21 protein-coding genes, 1 tRNA gene and 1 riboswitch are annotated in these 21360 nt (G+C 62.1%); of the genes, 7 read left to right on the top strand and 15 right to left on the bottom strand.

Going from position 1 to position 21360, the window contains the following annotated elements:
* Positions 1-1095, top strand: a 1095-nt coding sequence (locus EN993_RS13615; protein WP_127263621.1) for a ceramide glucosyltransferase, incomplete at its 5' end; no start/stop codon positions are given.
* A 7-nt stretch (positions 1096-1102) separates the two neighbouring features.
* Here EN993_RS13615 and EN993_RS13610 read toward each other — a convergent pair.
* Positions 1103-2290 (bottom strand): O-succinylhomoserine sulfhydrylase, encoded by a 1188-nt coding sequence (locus tag EN993_RS13610; protein WP_127263619.1) that lies wholly within the window; start codon positions 2288-2290, stop codon positions 1103-1105.
* 57 nt (positions 2291-2347) lie between these two features.
* Positions 2348-2425: riboswitch (SAM riboswitch) on the bottom strand.
* Between the two features lie 78 nt (positions 2426-2503).
* On the opposite strand from EN993_RS13610, the gene EN993_RS13605 reads away from it, so the two are divergent.
* Positions 2504-3598, top strand: coding sequence for a 2'-deoxycytidine 5'-triphosphate deaminase (locus EN993_RS13605; protein WP_109666543.1), 1095 nt, complete (start codon positions 2504-2506; stop codon positions 3596-3598).
* 101 nt (positions 3599-3699) lie between these two features.
* Positions 3700-4470: an ABC transporter substrate-binding protein gene (locus EN993_RS13600; protein ID WP_127263617.1), complete on the top strand. Its 771-nt coding sequence runs from the start codon at positions 3700-3702 to the stop codon at positions 4468-4470.
* A gap of 180 nt (positions 4471-4650) precedes the next feature.
* Here EN993_RS13600 and araD1 read toward each other — a convergent pair whose 3' ends face one another.
* From araD1 to chvE, 4 genes are all read right to left on the bottom strand, one after another.
* A complete protein-coding gene (araD1, locus tag EN993_RS13595; RefSeq protein WP_109666792.1) occupies positions 4651-5643 on the bottom strand; it encodes an AraD1 family protein in 993 nt (330 codons plus the stop codon).
* A 308-nt stretch (positions 5644-5951) separates the two neighbouring features.
* Positions 5952-7238 (bottom strand): multiple monosaccharide ABC transporter permease, encoded by a 1287-nt coding sequence (gene mmsB / locus EN993_RS13590; RefSeq protein ID WP_109666548.1) that lies wholly within the window; start codon positions 7236-7238, stop codon positions 5952-5954.
* Positions 7235-8767 (bottom strand): multiple monosaccharide ABC transporter ATP-binding protein, encoded by a 1533-nt coding sequence (gene mmsA / locus EN993_RS13585; RefSeq protein WP_109666550.1) that lies wholly within the window; start codon positions 8765-8767, stop codon positions 7235-7237. Before mmsA ends, mmsB begins: the two co-directional genes overlap by 4 nt.
* 121 nt (positions 8768-8888) lie before the next feature.
* Entirely contained in the window at positions 8889-9956 is a 1068-nt protein-coding gene (chvE, locus tag EN993_RS13580; RefSeq protein ID WP_109666553.1) for a multiple monosaccharide ABC transporter substrate-binding protein, read from the bottom strand.
* Between the two features lie 313 nt (positions 9957-10269).
* Here chvE and EN993_RS13575 point away from each other — a divergent pair, with 313 nt between their 5' ends.
* Both EN993_RS13575 and EN993_RS13570 read left to right on the top strand, forming a co-directional pair.
* Entirely contained in the window at positions 10270-11259 is a 990-nt protein-coding gene (locus EN993_RS13575) for a LysR family transcriptional regulator (RefSeq protein ID WP_127263615.1), read from the top strand.
* A gap of 160 nt (positions 11260-11419) precedes the next feature.
* Positions 11420-11626 (top strand): hypothetical protein, encoded by a 207-nt coding sequence (locus tag EN993_RS13570; protein ID WP_245468778.1) that lies wholly within the window; start codon positions 11420-11422, stop codon positions 11624-11626.
* A 22-nt stretch (positions 11627-11648) separates the two neighbouring features.
* On the opposite strand, the gene EN993_RS13565 is transcribed toward EN993_RS13570, so the two are convergent.
* The 9 genes from EN993_RS13565 to EN993_RS13525 all read right to left on the bottom strand — a co-directional run bounded on the left by EN993_RS13565 (position 11649) and on the right by EN993_RS13525 (position 18975).
* A tRNA-Gly gene (locus tag EN993_RS13565) sits at positions 11649-11722 on the bottom strand.
* Between the two features lie 73 nt (positions 11723-11795).
* Positions 11796-13277 (bottom strand): hypothetical protein, encoded by a 1482-nt coding sequence (locus EN993_RS13560; RefSeq protein ID WP_127263613.1) that lies wholly within the window; start codon positions 13275-13277, stop codon positions 11796-11798.
* 38 nt (positions 13278-13315) lie between these two features.
* Positions 13316-13765: a GtrA family protein gene (locus tag EN993_RS13555; protein WP_348630421.1), complete on the bottom strand. Its 450-nt coding sequence runs from the start codon at positions 13763-13765 to the stop codon at positions 13316-13318.
* A gap of 10 nt (positions 13766-13775) precedes the next feature.
* Positions 13776-14477 carry a class I SAM-dependent methyltransferase gene (locus EN993_RS13550; protein ID WP_127263609.1) on the bottom strand — a complete coding sequence of 234 codons (702 nt, stop codon included), beginning with the start codon at positions 14475-14477 and terminating at the stop codon, positions 13776-13778.
* Complete coding sequence (locus EN993_RS13545) at positions 14470-15459, bottom strand: glycosyltransferase family 2 protein (protein ID WP_206438809.1); 990 nt, start codon at positions 15457-15459, stop codon at positions 14470-14472. The genes EN993_RS13550 and EN993_RS13545 overlap by 8 nt, the downstream gene beginning before the upstream one ends.
* Positions 15460-15540: 81 nt before the next feature.
* A complete protein-coding gene (locus tag EN993_RS13540) occupies positions 15541-17040 on the bottom strand; it encodes a HAMP domain-containing sensor histidine kinase (protein ID WP_127263607.1) in 1500 nt (499 codons plus the stop codon).
* Positions 17037-17711: a response regulator transcription factor gene (locus EN993_RS13535; protein WP_127263605.1), complete on the bottom strand. Its 675-nt coding sequence runs from the start codon at positions 17709-17711 to the stop codon at positions 17037-17039. The genes EN993_RS13540 and EN993_RS13535 overlap by 4 nt, the downstream gene beginning before the upstream one ends.
* A gap of 40 nt (positions 17712-17751) precedes the next feature.
* Positions 17752-18144 carry a hypothetical protein gene (locus EN993_RS13530; protein ID WP_109666568.1) on the bottom strand — a complete coding sequence of 131 codons (393 nt, stop codon included), beginning with the start codon at positions 18142-18144 and terminating at the stop codon, positions 17752-17754.
* A 213-nt stretch (positions 18145-18357) separates the two neighbouring features.
* Entirely contained in the window at positions 18358-18975 is a 618-nt protein-coding gene (locus EN993_RS13525; RefSeq protein ID WP_127263603.1) for an outer membrane protein, read from the bottom strand.
* Positions 18976-19437: 462 nt separating this feature from the next.
* On the opposite strand from EN993_RS13525, the gene EN993_RS13520 reads away from it, so the two are divergent.
* Positions 19438-19701 (top strand): DUF6460 domain-containing protein, encoded by a 264-nt coding sequence (locus tag EN993_RS13520; protein ID WP_109666574.1) that lies wholly within the window; start codon positions 19438-19440, stop codon positions 19699-19701.
* 56 nt (positions 19702-19757) lie between these two features.
* Here EN993_RS13520 and EN993_RS13515 read toward each other — a convergent pair whose 3' ends face one another.
* Entirely contained in the window at positions 19758-20663 is a 906-nt protein-coding gene (locus EN993_RS13515; protein ID WP_127263601.1) for a histone deacetylase, read from the bottom strand.
* A 132-nt stretch (positions 20664-20795) separates the two neighbouring features.
* On the opposite strand from EN993_RS13515, the gene EN993_RS13510 reads away from it, so the two are divergent.
* The coding region (locus EN993_RS13510; RefSeq protein ID WP_245468780.1) for an MATE family efflux transporter at positions 20796-21360 on the top strand (565 nt) is incomplete at its 3' end.

The following is a 21360-nucleotide window of genomic DNA, read 5'->3' as shown; positions in this document are numbered from 1 at the left end:
GCCAGCATCAGGCTTGCCGCTTCGCGTCTGAAACGGCGACGCATTGTCGCGCCGCCGGCCGGCAAGCCGCTGCCGGTGTCGATCGTCGTGCCGTCGCGTGGCGTGGAGCCATTCACGCACGAGACGCTGGAGCGCGCCTTCTCGCTCGACTGGCCGCGCTACGAGCTGATCTTCTGCGTCGCCCATGCCGACGATCCGGTGGTCAAACTGATAAACAGGGCGATTGCCCGGTTTCCGAAGGCGCCGGCCCGGCTTCTGGTCGGCGACGACCGCATCAGCGCCAATCCGAAACTCAACAATTGCGTCAAGGGCTGGGAAGCAGCCCGGCACGACTGGGTTATCCTGGCCGATTCCAACGTGCTGATGCCGAGGGATTACGTCCAGCACCTGATGGCTGCTTGGCGGCCCGACACTGGCCTTGTCTGCTCGACGCCGATCGGTTCGCGGCCGGCTGGCTTCTGGGCCGAGGTCGAATGCGCCTTCCTCAACACGCTGCAGGCACGCTGGCAATATGCCGGCGAGGCGCTTGGCCTTGGCTTTGCCCAGGGCAAGAGCATGCTCTGGAACAAGCCGATGCTCGATGCCAATGGCGGCATCCGCGCGCTGGCCGCCGAGATCGCCGAGGACGCTGCCGCGACCAAGTTGGTCAATGGCCTCGGCCTGCGCGTCAATCTCGTCGCCGCGCCCTTCGAGCAACCGCTCGGTCGGCGAACCTTTGACGAGATCTGGTCACGCCAGGCCCGCTGGGCGCGCCTGCGCCGCGTCACCTTCCCGCTGTTCTTCGCACCCGAAATCCTGACAGGCGCGGTGGTGCCGCTGGTGCTCGCGCTGATTGCGGCGGCAAGCGCCGGCATCAGCCTCTGGCCAACCGCCATCGCCGTGCTGGCGGCCTTCTATCTTCCCGAGTGCGCCCTGGCCTGGTCCAAGGGCTGGTACCTGTCGCCACGCATGGTTGCGGCGATCATGGCGCGCGACCTGATCCTGCCGGCGATGTGGGCGCGCGGCTGGCTCGGCGGTGCCGTCGACTGGCGCGGCAACGCGATGACCATCGGCACCAAGGCGGCCGAGCTGGAAGAGACGCCGTCCGGCGCCTGAAGGCCTCTTATCTGGCCTTCAGCGCCTGCGCGATGTCCTCAAGCAGATCGTCAGTATCTTCCAGGCCAACCGACAGCCTGAGCGTACCCGGCCCGATGCCGAGCTCGGCGCGCGCCTCGTCACTCAGATTCTTGTGCGTCGTCGTCGCCGGGTGGGTGATCAGGCTCTTGGCATCGCCGAGATTGTTGGAGATCAGCACGATGTCGAGCGCGTTCTGCAAGGCGAAGGCCGCCTGCTTGCCACCCTTGACGTCGAGGCAGATCAGCGTCGAGCCGCCCGACATCTGCTTCTTGACGATATCGGCCTGCGGGTGGTCGGCGCGCCCGGGATAGATGACGCGGGCGATTTCCGGCCGCTCGGCCAGGAAATCCGCGATCTTGCCTGCGCTTTCCGTCTGCTGGCGCACGCGCAGTGGCAGCGTTTCCAGGCCCTTCAACAGCGTCCAGGCGTTGAACGGCGACAGGCTTGGTCCGGTGTGGCGGAAATAGTCGTGCAGGTTCTCGTCGATCCACTTCTTGTCCGACAGGATGACGCCACCGAGACAGCGCCCCTGGCCGTCAATGTGCTTGGTCGCCGAATAGACGACGATATGGGCGCCGAGCTGCAAGGGCTTCTGCTGCAGGGGCGTGGCGAAGACGTTGTCGACGATCAGTCGCGCGCCGATCGAGTTGGCAAGCGAGGCGACGGCGGCGATATCGACCACTTCCAGCGTCGGGTTGGTCGGGCTTTCCAGGAAGAACAGCTTGGTGTTCGGCTTGACCGCCTTTTCCCAGTTGGCGATATCGGTGCCGTCGACCAGCGTCGCCTCGATGCCGTATCTCGGCGCCAGCGTCTCGACCACCCAGCGGCAGGAGCCGAACAGTGCACGCGCCGCCACGATATGGTCGCCGGCCTTGGCGCTGCACAGAAGGGCTGCCGTCACCGCGGCCATGCCGGACGCGGTGGCGCGCGCGTCTTCCGCGCCTTCGAGTGCGCACATGCGCTTCTCGAGCATATCGACGGTCGGATTGGCATAGCGCGAATAGATGAAGCCCGGCTCCTCGCCCTTGAAGCGGGCTTCGGCGGCTTGCGCCGTTTCGTAGACATAGCCCTGGGTGAGGTAAATCGCCTCCGACGTTTCGCCGAAACCGGAACGCAGCGTTCCGCTGTGCACGAGTGCCGTCTGAGGCTTCCAGTTGCGCTTCTTGGTGCTCATCGCTCTTCTTCCAGACACAAAAAAACCGGCCGCGAAAGTCGCAACCGGTCCATACGGCCTTGCGGCCCGACGGTCCTTTAGCGACTTGTTTAACGTGGCTGCAAGCCGACCGGCCAAATCACCACGGGATAACGACCCTTTAGACCCGCGCCACGCTTGCGTCAATTGCCGGCTTCATTAAGAGGTTTGTACCAGCGGCTAAGGAGCGGAGCCTTGCGGCAGACAGGCATTCTTCCCGATCAGGACATTTCAGCGCTGTTCCAGTGTGGCGCGCTGAAGTCGGCGCGCGCACTTGATGCCGACCAGATCCAGCCGGCCAGTCTTGATCTCAGGCTCGGCGACAAGGCCTGGCGGGTGCGTGCCTCCTTCCTGCCGGGTCCCAACCACAAGGTTTCGGAAAAGCTCGATAGGCTGAAGCTGCACGAGATCAATCTTGCCGAGGGCGCGGTGCTGGAGACCGGCTGCGTCTACATCGTGCCCTTGCTTGAAAGCCTGGCATTGCCGGCGGACATTTCGGCCTCGGCCAATCCGAAGAGTTCGACCGGGCGGCTCGACATCTTCACCCGCGTCATGACCGATCGCGGCCACGAGTTCGACAAGATCGCTGCCGGCTATCATGGGCCGCTCTATCTGGAGGTCAGCCCGCGCACCTTCCCGATCGTCGCTCGCACCGGTTCGCGTCTGTCGCAGATACGTTTCCGCACCGGCAATGCGCTGCTTTCGGAAGCCGAGCTGAATGAGTTGCATCGCGCGCAGATGCTGGTCGCCACCGAGCCGCCGAACATTTCCGGCGGCGGCATCGCGCTGTCGATCGACCTCAACGGCGATCAGAACGGGCTGGTCGGCTATCGCGGCAAGCATCACACCGGTCTTGTCGATGTCGACAAGCGCGCGGCACAGGAGGTCGTCGACTTCTGGGAGCCGATCCACAAGAGCGGCGCCGGCGAGCTGGTGCTCGATCCCGACGAGTTCTACATCCTCGTCAGCCAGGAGGCGGTGCATGTGCCGCCGCTCTACGCCGCCGAGATGACGCCCTTCGATCCGCTGGTCGGCGAATTCCGCGTCCACTATGCCGGCTTCTTCGATCCGGGCTTTGGCCATTCCGCGTCCGGTGGTACCGGCAGCCGGGCGGTGCTCGAAGTGCGCAGCCACGAAGTGCCGTTCATCCTCGACCATGGCCAGATTGTCGGCCGGCTGGTCTACGAGCACATGCTGAAGCGGCCGCAGGCGCTCTACGGCACCGATCTCGGCTCCAACTACCAGGCGCAGGGCCTGAAGCTGTCCAAGCATTTCCGCGCCGCGCGCTGAGCGCCTATTACCGTCAGGCAAAATACTTGCCTGTACTGGCTCGCCATGCTTGGCTGCCTTGCTGGTCGTCAAGATGCTGGCGTTCAAGGGGAACCAAGAAAATGCAGATTTCGAAATGGATCATGTCGGCAGCGGGTGCTGCCATGCTGGTGATGGCAGCCGGCTCGCTGTCGCAGGCGGTTGAGAAAATCAAGATCGGCACCGAGGGCGCCTATCCGCCGTTCAATACCATTACGGCCGATGGCAAGGTCGAAGGCTTCGATATCGACATCGCCAATGCGCTGTGCGCGCAAATGAAGGTCGAATGCGAGATCGTCACCCAGGACTGGGACGGCATCATTCCCGCTTTGCAGGCCAAGAAATTCGACGCCATCATTGCCTCGATGAGCATCACCGAGGAGCGCAAGAAGCAGGTCTCCTTCACCAACAAATATTATACGACACCGCTCGCTTTGGTGGCGCCGAAGGACAGCGATCTCACCTCGACCGAACCGACGGCCCTTGCCGGCAAGACGGTCGGCGCCCAGGCTTCGACCACGCAGGCCGACTATGCCCAGAATAGCTATGGCAAGGCCGGTGCGGAGGCAAAACTCTACCCGACCCAGGAAGAGGCGATCACCGACCTGACCAACGGCCGGCTTGACGCCGTGATCTCGGACAAGTTCGTGCTGATGGACTGGCTGAAGAAGGCAAGCGACGGCTGTTGCAAGCTGGTCGGCGACGTCAAGGGTACGGAAACGCAAGCCGGCATTGCCGTTCGCCTGGAAGACACAGCACTTCGCGACAAGCTCAACGCGGCCATCGACGCGATCGTCGCCGACGGCACCTACAAGAAGATCCAGGCCAAGTATTTCGACTTCGATATTTATTGAGACGTTGAAGCTGCCAATCTCCCCCCTTGAGGGGGAGATGGCCGGCAGGCCAGAGGGGGTCGCTGCGCGTAGAACGCCAGCGTCGTCTGGTGCCGCGAGAAGACGTCGGCGCTCCACGCGCGACGACCCCCTCTGTCGCCTTCGGCGACATCTCCCCCTCAAGGGGGGAGATCACCCTTTCTACAGCGCCTTCACCGCCACCTTCACCGGCTGTTCGATCTCGAGGGGATTGCGCAGCGGCAGGCCGAAATCCTTGGCCTCGATCTCGAACACGTCGCCTGCCTCGGTCTTGATGCCGTCGGCGAAGGACAGCGTCGCCGTGCCGAACATGTGCACATGCACGTCGCCCGGCTGGCGGAAGGCTGCATATTTGAAATGGTGGTGTTCGAGATTGGCGATGGTGTGCGACATGTTCGCTTCACCGGACAGGAACGGCTTTTCCCATAGCACCTCGCTGTCGCGCAGGATGCGCGAGGTGCCGCGGATGTCGGACGGCAGGTCGCCGATCAGGATTTCCGGCCCGAACGAGGCGTTGCGCAGCTTGGAATGGGCGAGGAAGAGATAGTTCACGCGTTCGGTGACGTGGTCGGAAAACTCGTTCGACAGCGTGAAGCCGACACGGAACGGCGCGCCGTCGTCGCCAATGACATAGATGCCGGCCACCTCCGGCTCTTCGCCGGCGTCCTTGGCGAAAGCCGGTGACAGGAGTGCGGCACCTGGCGCCACCGCCATCGTGCCGTTGCCCTTGTAGAACCATTCCGGCTGCACGCCGATCTGGCCTTTCGCGGGCTTGCCGCCCTCCAGCCCCATGCGGAACATCTTCATGGAATCGGTCAGTTGCTCCTCGCCGTCGGCACTGAGCTTCTTGTGCATGGAATCGCGTGTCGCGGCCGAACCCAGATGCGTCAGTCCGGTGCCGGTCAGGTGCAGATGCGCCGGGTCGGGGTGGTTGATCGGCGACAGCAGCCGCCCCTTCTTGTAGGCCGCCTCGAGATCGACCGTCTCGCCAAGCCCCTTGCGTTCGATCAACGCGACGAGGCCGACGCCGGTGCGGGCAGCCTCCATCGCCAGCGAATAGACGCTACGGGCGCCGTTGATGATCCGGGTCTTGCCGCCATTGCGGGCGACGACGCGGATGGTCTCGGCGTCGTCAAGGATCTGGGAGATCAGCATGATGAATCCTCTCTCATTTGCCTTGGCAGGGTTGCCAAAACGGCAAACCTTGCTCAGCGCGGCCGGGACGTCGTCCATGCCACGGTTGATATTCTCCGTTCGGATTGCGCTCGCGGGCCTGGTCCCTCAGGGAACTTCTTTACGCCGGTGGGTTTGCCGGCAGCGCCGCGATCGTATGCCTCCTGCTTGCCTCGACTAGAGCGGTTCACCGTTTCACGGAAACGGCGAACCGCCCTAACTCATTGTCTTGGCGCAATTCCGGGCGGAAAACCGTTTCACACTTTTCCTGGAATTGCTCTAAAGCCTGTTCAAGCCTTGTTCTTGTTGTAGACGTCGAAGATCACGGCGCCGAGCAGCACCAGGCCTTTGACCACCTGCTGCCAGTCGACATTGACGCCCATGATCGACATGCCGTTGTTCATCACGCCCATGATGAAGCCGCCGACCACCGCGCCGATGACCTGGCCGACACCGCCCATCGCCGAGGCGCCGCCGATGAAGACGGCGGCGATGACGTCGAGCTCGGAGCCGAGGCCCGCCGCCGGCACGGCCTGGCCGAGGCGCGCCGCGATGATCAGGCCGCCAAGCGCCGACAGCACGCCCATATTGATGAACACCATCAGCGTCAGCCGCTCGGTGTTGATGCCCGACAGTTGCGCCGCCTTGGCATTGCCGCCCATCGCGTAGATACGGCGGCCGATGGTCATGCGCTTGGTGACAAAGACGAACAGCGAGATCAGCACGCCCATGACGAGAAGCACCACCGGCAAGCCTCTGTAGCTGGCGAACTCATAAACCAGGAACAGCGCCAGCGCGCTGGCGACCAGCGTCTTGATGACGAACAGGGGGAAGGGCTCGGCCTCATAGCCATGGCGTTCGCGCTTGCGTCGCGTCCTCACCCCGAAATAGGCATAGGCCAGCACGGCGATCAGACCGAGCACGATCGTCGTCATGTGCAGTGTCAGGCCGCTGCCCATGATGGTCTTGCCGGCCGCATTGACCGTCGGCGGGATCAGCGTCAGCGGGCCGATCACATCCGGGATGAAGCCGGAGCTGAGCATTTTGAAATCGTCCGGAAGCGGACCGACCGAGGATCCGCCGCCCAGCAGCGCCTGGCAGATGCCGCGGAAGATCAGCATGCCCGCCAGCGTCACGATGAAGCTCGGTATTCGGTGATAGGCGATCCAATAGCCTTGCGCCGCGCCGATCAGGCCGCCCACGATGAGGCAGACGATCGAAACCACCAGCGGATTGCTGAGCGGTCCGAGCTGCCAGATGACCATCATGTTTGCCGCCAGCGCGCCGATGAAACCGGCGACCGATCCGACGCTGAGGTCGATATAGCCGGAAACGATGACCAGCAGCATGCCCAGCGCCATCACGATGATGAAGGAGTTCTGCTGCACGAGATTGCTGAGGTTGACCGGCTTAAACAGCGTTCCCGACGTGGTGAACTGGAAGAACAGCATGATGACGATCAGCGCGATAATCAGACCGTATTCGCGCAGGTTCGTCGTCAGCGCCGAGACGGCGATGCGTGGACGCTGTTCTTCGGCGACGTTACCCTGCGGGGCGGGGGCGATTTCGGTGCTCATGCTGCTTTTCCTTCTCCCCGAACGATGGCGCGCATTATTTTTTCCTGGCTTGCTTCCGCCGCGGGCATTTCGCCCACCATGCGCCCTTCGTTCATGACGTAGATGCGGTCGGTGATGCCGAGCAGTTCTGGCATTTCCGACGAAATGACCACGATCGCCTTACCTTCGGCGGCGAGGCGGGCGATGATCGTGTAGATTTCGTACTTGGCGCCGACATCGATGCCGCGCGTCGGCTCGTCAAGGATCAGCACTTCCGGGTCGGCGAACAGCCATTTCGACAGCACCACCTTCTGCTGGTTGCCGCCGGAAAGATTGCCGGTCATCTGATAGACGCTCGAAGCGCGGATATTGGTCTTCTTGCGATAGTCGTTGGCAACGGCGAGCTCGCGCATGTCGTCGATCACGCTGTGGCGCGAGACGCCGCCGAGGTTGGCCAGAGTGATGTTGTGCTTGATATGGTCGATGAGGTTGAGGCCGTAGGTCTTGCGATCCTCGGTGACGTAGGCGATTCCGTGTTCGACCGCCCTGCTCACCGAGGAGACATCGATCGGCTTGCCCTTGAGCAGCACCTCGCCGGTGATGCGGCGGCCATAGGAGCGGCCGAAGATGCTCATGGCGAATTCGGTGCGGCCGGCGCCCATCAGCCCGGCAATGCCCACAACCTCGCCCTTGCGCACATTGATGTCGATGCCCTTGATCACTTGCCGGTCGGCATGGAGCGGATGATAAACCGACCAGTTCCTTACTTCGAACACGACCTCGCCGATATCGGGCTCGCGCGGCGGATAGCGGTCGTCGAGCGAACGACCGACCATCGAAGTGATGATGCGGTCTTCCGAGATGTCCTTCTTGGCCAGTGTCTCGATGGTGCGCCCGTCACGGATGACGGTGACCTTGTCGGCGACCCGGTTCACCTCGTTGAGCTTGTGCGAGATCAGGATCGAGGTCATGCCTTGCCGCTTGAATTCGAGCAGCAGGTCGAGCAGCGCCTGGCTGTCCTTTTCGCTGAGCGACGCCGTTGGCTCGTCGAGGATCAGCAGCTTGACTTCCTTGCTCAGCGCCTTGGCGATCTCGACCAGTTGCTGCTTGCCGACGCCGATATTGGTGATCAGCGTCTTGGGGTCCTCCTTGAGGCCCACCTTCTTCAACAGGGCGCTGGTGCGCGCTTCGTTGGCATTCCAGTCGATGACGCCGTATCTGGCGTGCTCGTTGCCGAGGAAAATGTTTTCGGCGATCGACAGCATCGGCACCAGGGCAAGCTCCTGGTGGATGATGACGATGCCCTTGTGTTCGCTGTCATGGATGCCTTTGAAGTGACATTCCTGGCCCTGAAAGATGATCTGGCCGTCATAAGTGCCTGTGGGATAGACGCCCGACAGCACCTTCATCAGCGTCGACTTGCCGGCGCCGTTCTCGCCGACCACGGCATGAATCTCGCCTTCCTCGACGCTGAGGTTGACGTTCGACAGCGCCTTCACGCCGGGGAACGTCTTGGTGATGTCGCGCATCTCCAAAATCGTCGAAGCCATAAGGGATACTGCTCCTCCCAATTCCGGACAATGCCGGTGGGCTAGTATGCGAATTTTGGATTCGCCGCGCTAGCAAAAAGGGGCCCCGCTGTACGCGGGACCCCAGGCTTTTGCAATGCGATTACTTCAGGTCTTCGGCCTTGATGTAGCCGGAGTCGACGACCAGTGCCTGGTAGTTCGACTTGTCGACCTCATGCGGCGTCAAGAGGATCGAGGGGACAACCTTGACGTCGTTGTTGTAGGTCTTGGTGTCGAGGCCATCCGGCTTGCCGCCCGACAGCACCTTGTCGACCAGGCCGACAGTGGCCTTGGCCAGTTCGCGGGTGTCCTTGAACACGGTCGAGTACTGCTCGCCCGAGATGATCAGCTTGACCGAAGCGGTCTCGGCGTCCTGGCCGGTGACGACCGGCCACGGCTGAGCGGCCGTGCCGTAACCGACGGCGCGCAGCGAGGCGGTGATACCGCGCGACAGACCGTCATATGGCGACAGAACGCCATCGACGCGGCTGCCGTCCGAATAGTTGGCCGACAGCAGATTGTCCATGCGTGCCTGGGCGGTTGCCGCGAGCCAGCGCAGCGTGCCGACCTTGTCCATGCCGGTCTGGCCGGACTTCACGACGAGCACCTTGCTGTCGATCAGCGGCTGCAGCACCGAGATGGCGCCATTGTAGAAAAAGAAGGCATTGTTGTCGTCCGGCGAGCCGCCGAACAGCTCGATGTTGAACGGACCCTTCTTCTCCGGATAGCCGAGACCCTTGAGCAGCGAATTGGCCTGGATAACGCCGACGCCGAAATTGTCGAAGGTGGTATAGTAGTCGACATTGGCGGTCTTCTTGATCAGGCGGTCATAGGCGACGACGACGACACCGGCGTCAGCGGCCTTCTGCAGCGCATCCGACAGGGTGGTGCCATCGATCGAGGCGATGATCAGCGCCTTCGGGCCCTTGGTGATTTCATTTTCCAGCTGGCTGAGCTGGTTGGGGATGTCGTCCTGCGCGTATTGCAGGTCGACGGTGTAGCCGAGAGCCTCGAGCTGGGACTTGACGGCGTCGCCGTCGTTGATCCAGCGCTGCGAGGTCTTGGTCGGCATCAGCACGCCGACAAGACCCTTATCGGCTGCGTGCGCCGAGTAGGTCATGGCAGCAACGCCAAGGGCCGCGACGGCGGCCAGTGTCTTGATGATTTTCACTTTAACTCTCCCTGGTTGATGGACGCGGCACCCCGGGGGTCGCGGGCCGCGCAATCGTGCAGAAGCGCCAAGGCACTGCTGCCGTCATATCGATCTCCGGTATCCTCCCATGGCCCCGAGGCGCTGATTTCAATCGATACGATTTTTCTCGTCAGCGACCGTCGCGTCTCGGAACGCGCGAAGGGTGTGGCTCTTTGCCATAACTGTCAAATGCGATCTTTGATGGTTGCTATATCATGGTTGGTATATGTACTGCGACGTGACGGGCTGATCCCAATACCGACCGTCCGCGAGCAGAAGAGAGGGGAAAGCGATGGCTGCGCTAGGGAATCCGACTGCAGTTTCAAATAGTTACAGAGAGATGCCGGGCGATGGCGAAACCTTGCTGCGCAGCGGTCTCAGTCTGCGTCACATGCGCATGATCGTCGCGCTCGACGACCATGGCCGGGTCAGCGCGGCAGCCCAGGTGATGAACATTTCGCAGCCGGCGGCCTCGCGCATGATCAGCGAGATGGAGGCGGTGCTGGAGGTCAAGCTGTGCGAGAGACTGCCGCGCGGCATCACCTTGACGCCCTACGGCAAGGCTTTGGCCAGGCGCGCGCGCTCGATCCTGCTGGAGATGCGCGAGGTCGATCGCGAGATATCCGAGCTCAAGGCGGGCAAGGGTGGTTCGGTGTTCCTCGGTGCCGTGACGGCGCCTGCAATCGAGCTGGCGGTGCCGGCAATTCGCGAAATCCGCCGCATCTATCCGCGCATCGAGATCACCATGCAGGTCGAGACCTCCAACGTGCTGGCGCGCGAGCTGATCGCCACGCGCCATGATTTCATCATCGCGCGCATCCCCGACGACCTCAATCCGCGGCTGTTCGAGTCGCGCGTCATCGGCGTCGAGAAGGCGTGCCTGATCGTGCGCCGGGGCCATCCGCTCACCAAGGGCGAGGCGGTGCGGTTGGAAGAGACCGCCGCCTATGACTGGGTCTTCCAGTCGGGCGGCTCGCCCTTGCGCCAGGCGATGGAAAGCAATTTCCTGAACCGCAACATCGCTCTGCCGGACCGCATCCTCAACACCAGCTCACTGCTCCTGACCCTGGTCATGGTTGCGCAGTCCGATGCCATTGCGCCGGTCTCGGTCCAGGTGGCGAAATTTATCCAGAACCCCGACGGGCTGGCCGGCGCCATCGATGTCGTCCAGACCGAATTCGACATCGAGGTCAGGCCCTACAGCCTGATCACGGTCCGCAATCGCGTGCTGTCGCCGGCCGCCAAGATGCTGCACGACTTCATTCTGCGGGAGGTGGGATGATGGCTGGTTGGGTAGGGCTGTCTGGCGTCGAGTTCGATCGGGCGCGCAAAAGCACATGAAAGAGCCGCCAGGCCGAGGCTAGCGAAAGCGAGCCGGGAACATTATTTCCTGCCGATGCGTTCATGATCTTGCAAGGGACGATTTCTTCAGGAGGCTGAACATGCGCAGCTTCGAAATGATCGATCTGCTTTACGTGGTCGAGGCCTGCAAGCATGATCGATCGGTCGGGAATTTCGTGTCCATGGCTGAAAGCGTGGAAGAATTGCGGGTACTGACCGGCGATTTCGTTTCATTGGATGACGCAGTGGCAAACGCCCTCGCAACGGTGGCGCTCGCGCGAGGTGTTCGACGAACAGGCAGGCGCTGAAATTGTTTCTGGCGCCTTAAGCTGGAGCGGGTAGAGGGAATCGAACCCTCGCGTTCAGCTTGGGAAGCTGACAAGCTACCATTACATCATACCCGCGTGTGCCCTCGTTACCATGACGGCCCGGCTTCGGGCAATCGCAAAGCAGCCCTTGCGCCGGCGCCAAACAGGATCAGGCGCCGGGCAGGTAGATTACCGCGTAATCGTCCGCATAGGCTCGCTTCCAGCCCAGCTGGTCGAAGAAGGGGATGCGGGCGTCATCAGCCGACAGCAGCGCCCAGCCTATTGCGTATTTCTTCAGCTGGGCTTCGAGGAGCGGCTTGCCGCCGGTGTGGCCCATGTCGTCATCGGCCTTTGTGAAACCGCCCAGGAACAGCTGGTCCGTCCGTCCGTCGATATAGGTCTTGATCCCGTGAAAGATCAGCGTCCCGCCGAAATTGTAGGAATTCATCACATTGCCGGACAGATGATGGCTTTCAGCGAAGGCCAGCGCCCCGCTGGCCGACGTCTTCGGGCTCGGCGCGACCTGATGAATACTGTCGAGCACGGCTACCCCACTGACCGTCAAGACGGCGGCCGCGCCGCAGATTGCGTAGAATCGCCTGGCGAAGAATTTTTCCAGTCCGTCGCGCTTTTGCGCCAGCCATGCGGTGGCTGAAAGCGAGGGGTATTGCTGCGCCACCTCGACTGCGATCACCAAGGGAACCAGCAGGAAGAACAGATACACGAAACGCACATGGGCGAGATAGACATGCAAGGTGAAGACGACGAACAGAGCCTTTGCCCAGCCAATTCGCAACGGTGCTACCAGAAGCCCGAAAAGTCCCAGCAGCATCGCCAGTTCCTGGATGGAGTTCTCCGGTTGATTGAATGCGTTCCATTCCATGATCAGCGGCACAGCCTCATTGCCGTAAGCCACGCCGAGCGTCGCCAGGATGGCCTGGACGCCATAGGGGTGGATCAGGCTGACCAGCGGGCAAAGCAGACCGAATGCGATCCATTTCGCCAGGAGGGCTGGTTTCGACAGGCCTGTGCGCGCCAGCAGATCGAGACCGGCGAAACCCGCGATGATGAAGCTCAGCGTGAAGGTGGCGTGCAGGTTCGCCCACAAAACGACCAGCACGAGCAGCCACCAGGGCGGCGCCCGTTCTTCCCTTGCTGCACGAAAGAGCATCTCCGTCCAGATGACGATGATCGGGAAGGTCAAGACATGCGGACGCGCCGTGAAGATTGACATGATCAGGAACACCGCGGCGAAGGCCAGTATAGTGGCCAGGATCGGCTTCAGCCAGGCGCTGAGAAACCACCCCATCAGGAAAACCGTCAGGGAAATCGAGGCGATGATAACGGTGACCACCCCGTTCCAGCCTCCTGTCTTGTAGGCAAGGGCCAGCACGACCTGCCCCAGCCATTCTTTGGCAATCCATGGCTGGCCGGCAAACGTGTAGGAATAAGGGTCGACCGTCGGAAATGTCCGGTTTGCCAGGAAATCCAGCCCGACCTTCACTTGCCACCAGCTGTCGGGATCCTGCAGGGTGGAACCGGCTTTTGCAGTCAGTATCGCCGCCATCGCCCAAGCAGTGAACAGGCAGAATATCGCGCGGGTCCGCTCGTCGTGCGTTGCGGCTTCCACACCGGCCCGGGCGTTGTCCATAATGCGCCGCCTCTGATTGTTTGCGATGAGAGTTTGGTTCATGGAATTCGACTGCTCGGCGCCCGCCAAAGCTCGTCGGTCACCCGAAGGTTCTCGTCTGCTTTGTCGTCTGCGCGACTTTCACGTCCGACAAACACCAAGTGAGCCGAACCGAGACAGAAAACGACCGAATAGACGCAGATCGTTTCCAGGTGAACCAGGGAGCTTTCGGTGATGCCTGCTGAGCGAGTGGCGATCGCAACCGCCAGATTGACGCTGTAGGCGACCAAGAAGATCCCCCCATCCCCATATCGAAACAGGGTTCCTGACCGGAAGCTATCGGCCCGTGTGAAGGTCCATTGGCGGTTGCGGAAGAAGCTGAGGACAAGGTCGGTGACATAAACCGTGGCGTTGGCGAGGATGTCGTTAAGGCCGAGCGCAAGCCCGGCCAGAATGACCGCGTACCCCGACGCCGTGTTCAACAGACCGACGGCGCCAGATCGCAGCATCCTGGGAAAGTCAAACGGCAGGCTTGACCGCATGCGCAAAATATTGGGCTCCGACAGGAATCTTGGTGAGGAAACGCTCGAACGGCCTCAGCCTTGCAAGCAGCCGAGGAAAGAAAATCCGGTAGATGATCCGGGTGTTGGCAAGGCCCGCCTCGGCCATACGCCTGCGCATCTCGCGGGAATTTATCAAAACCGCGTTTTCGTCGAAGGCGCAGTTTCTCACCGCATGCGTGGTCAACGGGTTCCACGGATTGTGTTCGAAAAGAAAGAAGCTGCCGCCATCGGCCAGCACCCTGCCGATCTCCGCCAGCAGCCCGACCTGCAGGTCCTCGGGAATGTGGTGGAAGACGCAAGCCGCGAAGGCCAGGTCGAAGCTGCCAGCGGCAAAAGGAATCGTCTTGCCGTCGAAATGCGTGAAGGCGGCCTGGCCGGGAAAGCGGTTGCTGGCGATGTCGAGCGATTCCCGCGAAGGATCAAGCAAGGTGATCTCGGCGTCGGGAAACGCGCTGCGCATATGGCCGAGCGAATTGCCGACGCCGGCGCCGAAGTCGAGTATCCGCCGTGGTTTCACACCGGCCCGCCGCAGTGTCGTGGCGACGTCGTCGATCTTGTACCTGGCGAAGAAGTCCGGCGTTTCGCCACTCAGCCTTATGCTCGCGGCATGCTGCTCGTGGTATTCCCGCGCAAACTGGTCGAACTCGGCCTCAAGCACGTGCGGCTCTCTTTGCGATCTTCTGCAAACGATGGACCGGCAGATCCTTGTCTCTGGCTGCCAGGTTGCTCGAAACGATCTCGTTGACGAAGTAGAGCGGCCGCCGCTTCGTCTCCATGTACATGCGCCCGAGATACTCGCCGAAGATGCCAAGCACCATCAGCTGGACGCTGCCGAGGATCAGCACGATCGCGGCAAGGCTGGTCCAGCCGGGCAAGACGTTTCCGACCGACCATTCGAACAGGGTGTAGGCGAGCACGACCAACCCCAGAAGTCCGAACATCATTCCGAGCAACGAGGCGAACCGCAGAGGCACGATCGAGAAGCTGGTCATCGCGTCGATCGCCAGCAGAACCATTTTCTTCAGCGGATAGTGGGTGGTGCCGGCAAAGCGACGGTGCCGTTCATAGGGGAGAGCCGTCTGCTTCAGCCCGATCCAGCTCACCATACCGCGAATGAACCTGTAGCGTTCGGGCATCGCGTTCAGATGGTCGAGCGCGCGGCGGCTCATCAGCCGGAAATCGCCGGTATTCGGGGCTATATCGACGTCGACCATCCGGCGCAGCAAGCGGTAGAACATCGAGGCGGAAGCGAGCTTGAACCAGCTTTCGCCGTCGCGCGTCAGCCTCTGGCCGTAAACGACATCGAAGCCTTCGTTCATCTTCGTCATCATCGCGCCGAGCAGCTCAGGCGGATCCTGCAGGTCGGCATCGAGAATGAGAATGCGCTGGCCGCGACAGAATTCGAGCCCCGCGCTCAACGCGATCTGGTGGCCATAGTTGCGGGCAAGATCGATGGCGACGACATGGTCGTCCTTTTCGGCCAGCTGGAAAATGGCCTCGCGCGTCCCGTCGGTCGCGCCGTCGATAACAAGGACGATCTCATAGGAAGGGCCTTGTTCGACGCATGCGGCCGTCACCCGCCGATGCAGTTCGGCCAGGCCATCCAGCTCATTGTAGCATGGGACGACCACCGACAGCATGACGGCGCGTCGCGCGGTGTTTTTCTCCGTCTCCACCAAAAGCCTTGCTCCCGCTATTCGATTGGAAATACCGGGAATTGGTTAGAAAACAGATAAGCCAGCGGGATCAGCTGCGGCCATCGGCCGGCCGCCTTTTCCGCTGCCAGCGGTCACGGGATGAACCGGCAGGGCCATGCGGATGCGGGCGCCTTGCCAGGACCCCGCCAATATCCGAATGGTGCCGTCATGCAGCAGCGCGATCTGCCGGGCAAGGTTCAATCCCAGACCTGCCCCGCGCGATTGCGGCTGCAAGCGGTAGAAGGGTTCGAAGACATTCTCGCGCTCATCCGCTGGAATGCCCGGGCCTTCGTCGCGGACTTCGACGCCACCGGTCTCGTCGATGGCAATGGTGATCGTGCCGGAGCCGCCGCCATGGTCGATGGCATTGCGCACGAGATTTGCCAGCGCGCGCTCGATCTGCAGGACGTTGACCTCGACATGGACCTTGCCGGCGGGCGGCTCGAAGGCGAGATCGTAGCCTGTTTCGATGGCGAGCGGGGCGAAGTCGGCGGCGACCCGGCTGACAAGGTCGCAGAGATCGATGATCTGGCGCTGGTCTGCCGGGCGGTCAAGCAACTGGTGGTCGAGCAGCTGCTGCGCAAGATGCGACAGGCGCTCGATATCATGCAGCAGGCGCACGCTTTGCGGTTCCTGCTTCAGCAATTCGGCGCGCGTGCGCAAGATGGCGATCGGCGTGCGCAGTTCATGGGCCGCGTCGGTGAGGAAGCGATTGTGCCGGTCATAGCCTTGGGCCAGGCGCGCCAGTGTCTGGTTGAAGGCATGCACCAGCGGCTCGATCTCCTGCGGCACATTCTTGACCGGGAGTTGCATCGCACGGGTGCCGATGTCGATACGCGCGGCCTGCTGGACGGTGTCGACGAGGCCGGCAAAAGATCTGCGCACGACGGCAGGCGTGGTCACCAGGGTCGTGGTTCCCATGACGAGGACAATCGGCAACAAAAGGATGATGATGATGGCCGTGAGAGCGGGAAGTGCCTTCTCCCAGTTCCTGCTGCCGTCCGGGTTCTTGGCGACATCGACGGTGGCCGAAATGGTGACTTCGAGGCCTTCTGTTTTGTCGCGCAAGGATCGTGTCGCGGCGATGATCTGAACCGTGCCCGCCTTGGTCGAAACCCTTTCGAGATAGGCCTCCGGCCGCGGGTCATCCTCCGAAAACCCGATGGTGGCGTGATCGGCCGCGCCCAGCAGATCGCCAAAATTCCTGGCGTAGACGTCGGGTATGGCGCCGAAGCGGACGCTCTGGCCGCTGCCGTCGCGGATAATGTACCAGACGTTCGGGAAGCCCTCACGAAACGAACGCAACTCGTCGGTCTCATGGACGATCAATTTGCCGTTGCCGTCACGATCGACGGCATTCTTGATGGCTGCAACGGCAGCCTCGTTGTCGACAAGAAGCCGCGGATCGGCGATCCATAGCGCGGCCGCGGACAGCACGATGAAGATAAGAAGCGTCGCCGCCTGCAGCAGGATCAGCCGCCGCACCAGCACCCATTGCAGCGAGCGCGTGCGCGGCTTTTTCACGAAGCCGCCCGCAGGAGATAACCGAGATTGCGGATCGCCCTGATCTCGATGCCGGCAGCGACATCGTCAAGCTTGCGACGCAGCCGCGAAATGTGCGCATCCAGCGCATTGGAGCCGATCTCGTCATCGAGGGCGTAGACGGCTTCTTCCAGGGCGCCGCGCATGATGGTCCGGCCTGGCCTGCGGATCAGCGTTTCGAGCACCAGCCGTTCACGCCGCGGCAACTCCAGTGCCTGGTCCTCGACAAGCGCCTCGCGATGGCGGAAATCATAGGTAAGGCGGCCGACCATCGTCTGGTTGGCGCGTGAGGTGAACGAACGCCTGTGCAAGGCATTGAGCCTGGCAACCAGTTCCACCGTGGCGAATGGCTTGACCATGTAGTCGTCGGCGCCGGCATCGAGCCCGGCCACCCTGTCGTCGAGACCGCTGAGCGCCGTCAGCGCGATCACCGGCACGTCCAGATGCAAGGCCCGCAGGCGCGGGATCAGGCTGAGACCATCGCCATCCGGCAGGCGGCGGTCCAGCACCACGGCGTCATGATGGCCGAGCCGCGCCACGGCTTCGGCATCGGCCAGTGTCGCGGCATGGTCGACGATGATGTCCTGGCGCTCGAGCGCCGTCTTCAGCACCGAGGCCATTTCCGGTTCGTCCTCGATCAGCAGGATGCGCATGCGCACGCTCCGTCACGGGCAGCCGGCAGGCTGTGGCAATTCATTCGCATTCCAGCTTCGGTTGACGAAAATTGGTGATGAACCATCGGCCGCCCGAGGCGCGGGCGTAGAACGTATAGAAGCATTCCTGGCGCTCGATATAGCCAGGCGTTTCGGTCTCTTCGTAGACGGTTCCGTGTTTCGTGTGGCGAACCTCGCCGCTGGAGGTCCCGGAAACCGCATTGGTGGAGATCTTGCGCCACTGATAGGCTCGCTCGCCTTGCCCGAGGTCAACGACGGCGGTTGGCGGACCGTAGTCCAGAATGACCGATTCTACCGGTTGCCCGATGTAGTTCTTCATGATGTCGGAGGCGCATCCCGTCAGCGCCAGCACGATTGCGACGAAGAACGCCTTCGAGATCCACACAAGATGGTTTGCGCGGCGTTTGGACATATCTGATTCCCATCATCAAGGTCATCCGCGGCACCTAGGGTGTGAAGATTGCATCGACATTACGCAGGACCCGGCACAGGCGCGGTCTGCCGATGCGCGTCGATGCCGGTGCGGATGGGGCAAGCAATTGCGCGGCACCCATTGCGTCTGGGCACCGCGCGAGGTCTGTTCGAACAGAATACAAGACGGGTTCAACTGAACCCGCGGCCTGCCCTAGAATCGATAGTTGATGCCGGCCTTCAGTTCATGGCTGCCGATCGTCGCCTTGGATTTACCGAAGGCCGACGTCGTTTCGACGCCAGGGGTGCGGACATAGTCATATTCGACCTTGGCCGAGAGGCCGCCGGCAAAACCCTGCTCGATGCCGGCGCCGACCAGATAGCCAAGTTTCCAGCCGTCGATACTGCTCACATTGTCGCCCTTGTCGAATTTTGTCAGGGCGCCGCCGCCGGTTCCAAAGAGTAGCGTCTGGTCGAAACTCAAACCGGCCTTGGCTTTGGCGGCACCGCGCCATTTTTCTTTGATCTTGCCGCCCTCGACGTCGTGCTCGGCGCCACCCAGATAGGAGCCCTCGATCTCGGCACCGAGAACCGCTGGACCCATCTGCTGGTTGTAGCCGGCTTGAACGCCGCCGCTGAGGCCGTTCCGGCCGGCAAACGGGTTCGGCATCCCGGTGAACGCCGTGCCGCCATGCACGCCGACATAGGCGCCGCTCCACTGGAAAGCAGGGGGATCATTGTAGGCGGGTAGAAGGTCGGCGGCCATCGCCGGCCCGAGGAGGCACATGGCAAGGGCACTTGCCGTCAGGATGATCTTTGCTTGAGAGAACACTGCATTACTCCAACACACGCGCGCATCCGGCAATCGATACGCAGGTTAATTCCCGAGGACCTCGACCGTTGGGGCGATCGAGCTCCGATTTGGTGTCTTTCAGGGATGGCTGCGCGGTCCTGGGACTGGCTTTCGCCAGCTGTAGTAGGGGGGCAGAGCGCCCGCGCGGCCGATCACCTGAAAGACGCCGACTGTCTCGCAGGCGAAAATTGCACGCACATTGCGGGGAATCGAAAAATGAAGATTTTTCGCTTTATTTTCAATAAATTAAGGTAATTCCATTTACGCATATTTAACAAATTGACACGGGTTCGGTCCGTTCGGTAGCGCAACCTTGCCATGCAATGCCTCGCTCGAGGTTCTTCGGCATCCCGTAAAACTGTCGGCTTGAAGCCGGCAAGCCAAGTGCGTATGTCTGGGCCGACGCCCTCGAGTCTGGGTACCTCAATCTGGAGACGGGCCTTGTCCGCACTGACGCGCTTTCTAGGCGACTCGCCGCTCAAGGTGATCCTAAAACTGCTGGTCGTGTCTTTCCTCGTCGGCCTGGTCATGAATGCCTTCGGCTGGTCGCCGATGGACGTGCTCTACGGCATCCAGAAGTTCTTCATCGACCTGTGGAATCTGGGCTTCCACGCCATCGACCGTTTCCTTGGCTATATCCTGCTGGGCGCGGCCATCGTAGTTCCGGCCTTCATCCTGCTCAGGCTCGCCAACTACCGGAAGTAGAGCATGATCCCGAAAAGTGGGAACCGGTTTTCGGACAAGATCATGCTCAAAAAGGACTATCGGGCGTAGGTCGAGGCCACCTCGAACAGGATCGCGTGGCGCGTGGCAAGCGCGGGCACGTCCGTGGAATAGCCACCGCCGATGACGCCGCATACCGGAATGCCGAGCGTGCGAAAGTGGCTGATCACCATGTCGTCGCGGGCCTGCAGGCCGTCATCCGATAGCGACAGCCTGCCAAGCCGGTCCTCGACATGGACGTCGACGCCGGCATTGTAGAACACGATGTCCCAGTGGGCTTGGGCGGACAGTTCCGGCAGGATGGCGGCAAGCCTCTCCATGTAAGCGGCGTCACCCGTGCCATCGGGCAACGCGACATCGAGGTCGGAGGCGATCTTGCGCACGGGGTAGTTGCGGTCACCATGCATGGAAAAGGTGAACACGCGCGGATCATCAGCGAGTATATCCGCCGTGCCGTCGCCCTGATGCACGTCGAGGTCGACGATCAGGATGTTTTGTGCCGCGCCTTCGGCAAGCAGGACCAGCGCAGCGACGGCGACATCGTTGAAGGTGCAGAAGCCCGCACCTTGTGCGCGCCGCGCATGGTGGCTGCCGCCGGCGGTGTTGCAGGCAATGCCGTGGCGCAAGGCGAGCCGCGCCGCCAGCACCGTGCCGCCGGTGGCAAGCTGCGCGCGCAGCGAGACGCGGAGCCCGATCGGAAAACCGATCTCGCGTTCGATCTTTTCGGGCACGCAGCAGCTGATGACCTGGTCGACATAGTCCGGTGCATGGGCAAGTCTCAGCCATGACGCCGGCGCGGGTTCCGTGGTGTTGAGCGCGTCGGGTCCGGCCAGTCCGCGAGCGCACAAGGCGTCCATCAGCAACGGATATTTGCTCATCGGAAAGCGATGGTTGACGGCGAAGCCGGCGTCGTAGTCGGGGTGATGAACGATCTGCAGGGGCATGAACTGGATCCGGCGGGCTCGCGCCAGACCGGGGATTTCGGTTGGCCGTCACGGGAAGAGTGATTGCGCGGTGGCCGGAAAATGGGGCACATCGGCTGTTCGATCAAGCTCAAACAGCAAGGCAGCAATCCTTTGGACAAGGGTGCAATCCCAGCCGACGCCAGATCTTTTGTCGTCACCAACCGTTCAGTGCTCGCCATCGCCGTGCCGATGACGCTTGCCTATCTGACGACGCCGATGCTCGGCCTGGTCGACACGGCTGTCGTCGGTCAGTTCGGCGATGCCGCCCTGCTCGGTGGCCTGGCGGCCGGCGCACTGATATTCGACGTCGTCTTCACCACCTTCAATTTCCTGCGCTCGGGCACCACCGGGCTCGTTGCCCAGGCTTTCGGGCGCGCCGATGCCCTGGAGGAACAGGCGGTGTTCTGGCGCGCCGTGCTGATCGCTGTCGTCGCCGGCATCGTGCTTGCGGCCCTTGCGCCCCTGGTCGCCATCGCCGGGCAAAAATTCATGGGCGCCGAACCGCGCGTCAGCGAGGCGATGGGCGTCTACATCAGGATCAGGCTGCTCGCTGCACCCTTTTCGCTGATCAACTACGCCATCCTTGGCTATGTGCTGGGGCGCGGCGAGGGCGGGCTCGGGCTGATGCTGCAACTGGTGCTGAACGGCATCAACATCGCGCTCTGCTTCCTCTGTC

The organism is Mesorhizobium sp. M7D.F.Ca.US.004.01.2.1, from assembly GCF_003997785.1.
Lineage (GTDB): Bacteria > Pseudomonadota > Alphaproteobacteria > Rhizobiales > Rhizobiaceae > Mesorhizobium > Mesorhizobium loti.
The sequence above is the reverse complement of the archived record's forward strand: the minus strand, read 5'-3'. Positions and strand labels throughout refer to the sequence as shown.

Coding starts and splice junctions, on each gene's coding strand:
- EN993_RS13610 (WP_127263619.1), bottom strand. CDS start 2,290: ATGAGCACCAAGAAGCGCAACTGGAAGCCTCAGACGGCACTCGTGCAC.
- EN993_RS13600 (WP_127263617.1), top strand. CDS start 3,700: ATGCAGATTTCGAAATGGATCATGTCGGCAGCGGGTGCTGCCATGCTG.
- araD1 (WP_109666792.1), bottom strand. CDS start 5,643: ATGCTGATCTCCCAGATCCTTGACGACGCCGAGACCATCCGCGTCGTC.
- mmsB (WP_109666548.1), bottom strand. CDS start 7,238: ATGAGCACCGAAATCGCCCCCGCCCCGCAGGGTAACGTCGCCGAAGAA.
- mmsA (WP_109666550.1), bottom strand. CDS start 8,767: ATGGCTTCGACGATTTTGGAGATGCGCGACATCACCAAGACGTTCCCC.
- EN993_RS13575 (WP_127263615.1), top strand. CDS start 10,270: ATGGCTGCGCTAGGGAATCCGACTGCAGTTTCAAATAGTTACAGAGAG.
- EN993_RS13570 (WP_245468778.1), top strand. CDS start 11,420: ATGCGCAGCTTCGAAATGATCGATCTGCTTTACGTGGTCGAGGCCTGC.
- EN993_RS13560 (WP_127263613.1), bottom strand. CDS start 13,277: ATGGACAACGCCCGGGCCGGTGTGGAAGCCGCAACGCACGACGAGCGG.
- EN993_RS13555 (WP_348630421.1), bottom strand. CDS start 13,765: ATGCTGCGATCTGGCGCCGTCGGTCTGTTGAACACGGCGTCGGGGTAC.
- EN993_RS13545 (WP_206438809.1), bottom strand. CDS start 15,459: ATGCTGTCGGTGGTCGTCCCATGCTACAATGAGCTGGATGGCCTGGCC.
- EN993_RS13535 (WP_127263605.1), bottom strand. CDS start 17,711: ATGCGCATCCTGCTGATCGAGGACGAACCGGAAATGGCCTCGGTGCTG.
- EN993_RS13530 (WP_109666568.1), bottom strand. CDS start 18,144: ATGTCCAAACGCCGCGCAAACCATCTTGTGTGGATCTCGAAGGCGTTC.
- EN993_RS13515 (WP_127263601.1), bottom strand. CDS start 20,663: ATGCCCCTGCAGATCGTTCATCACCCCGACTACGACGCCGGCTTCGCC.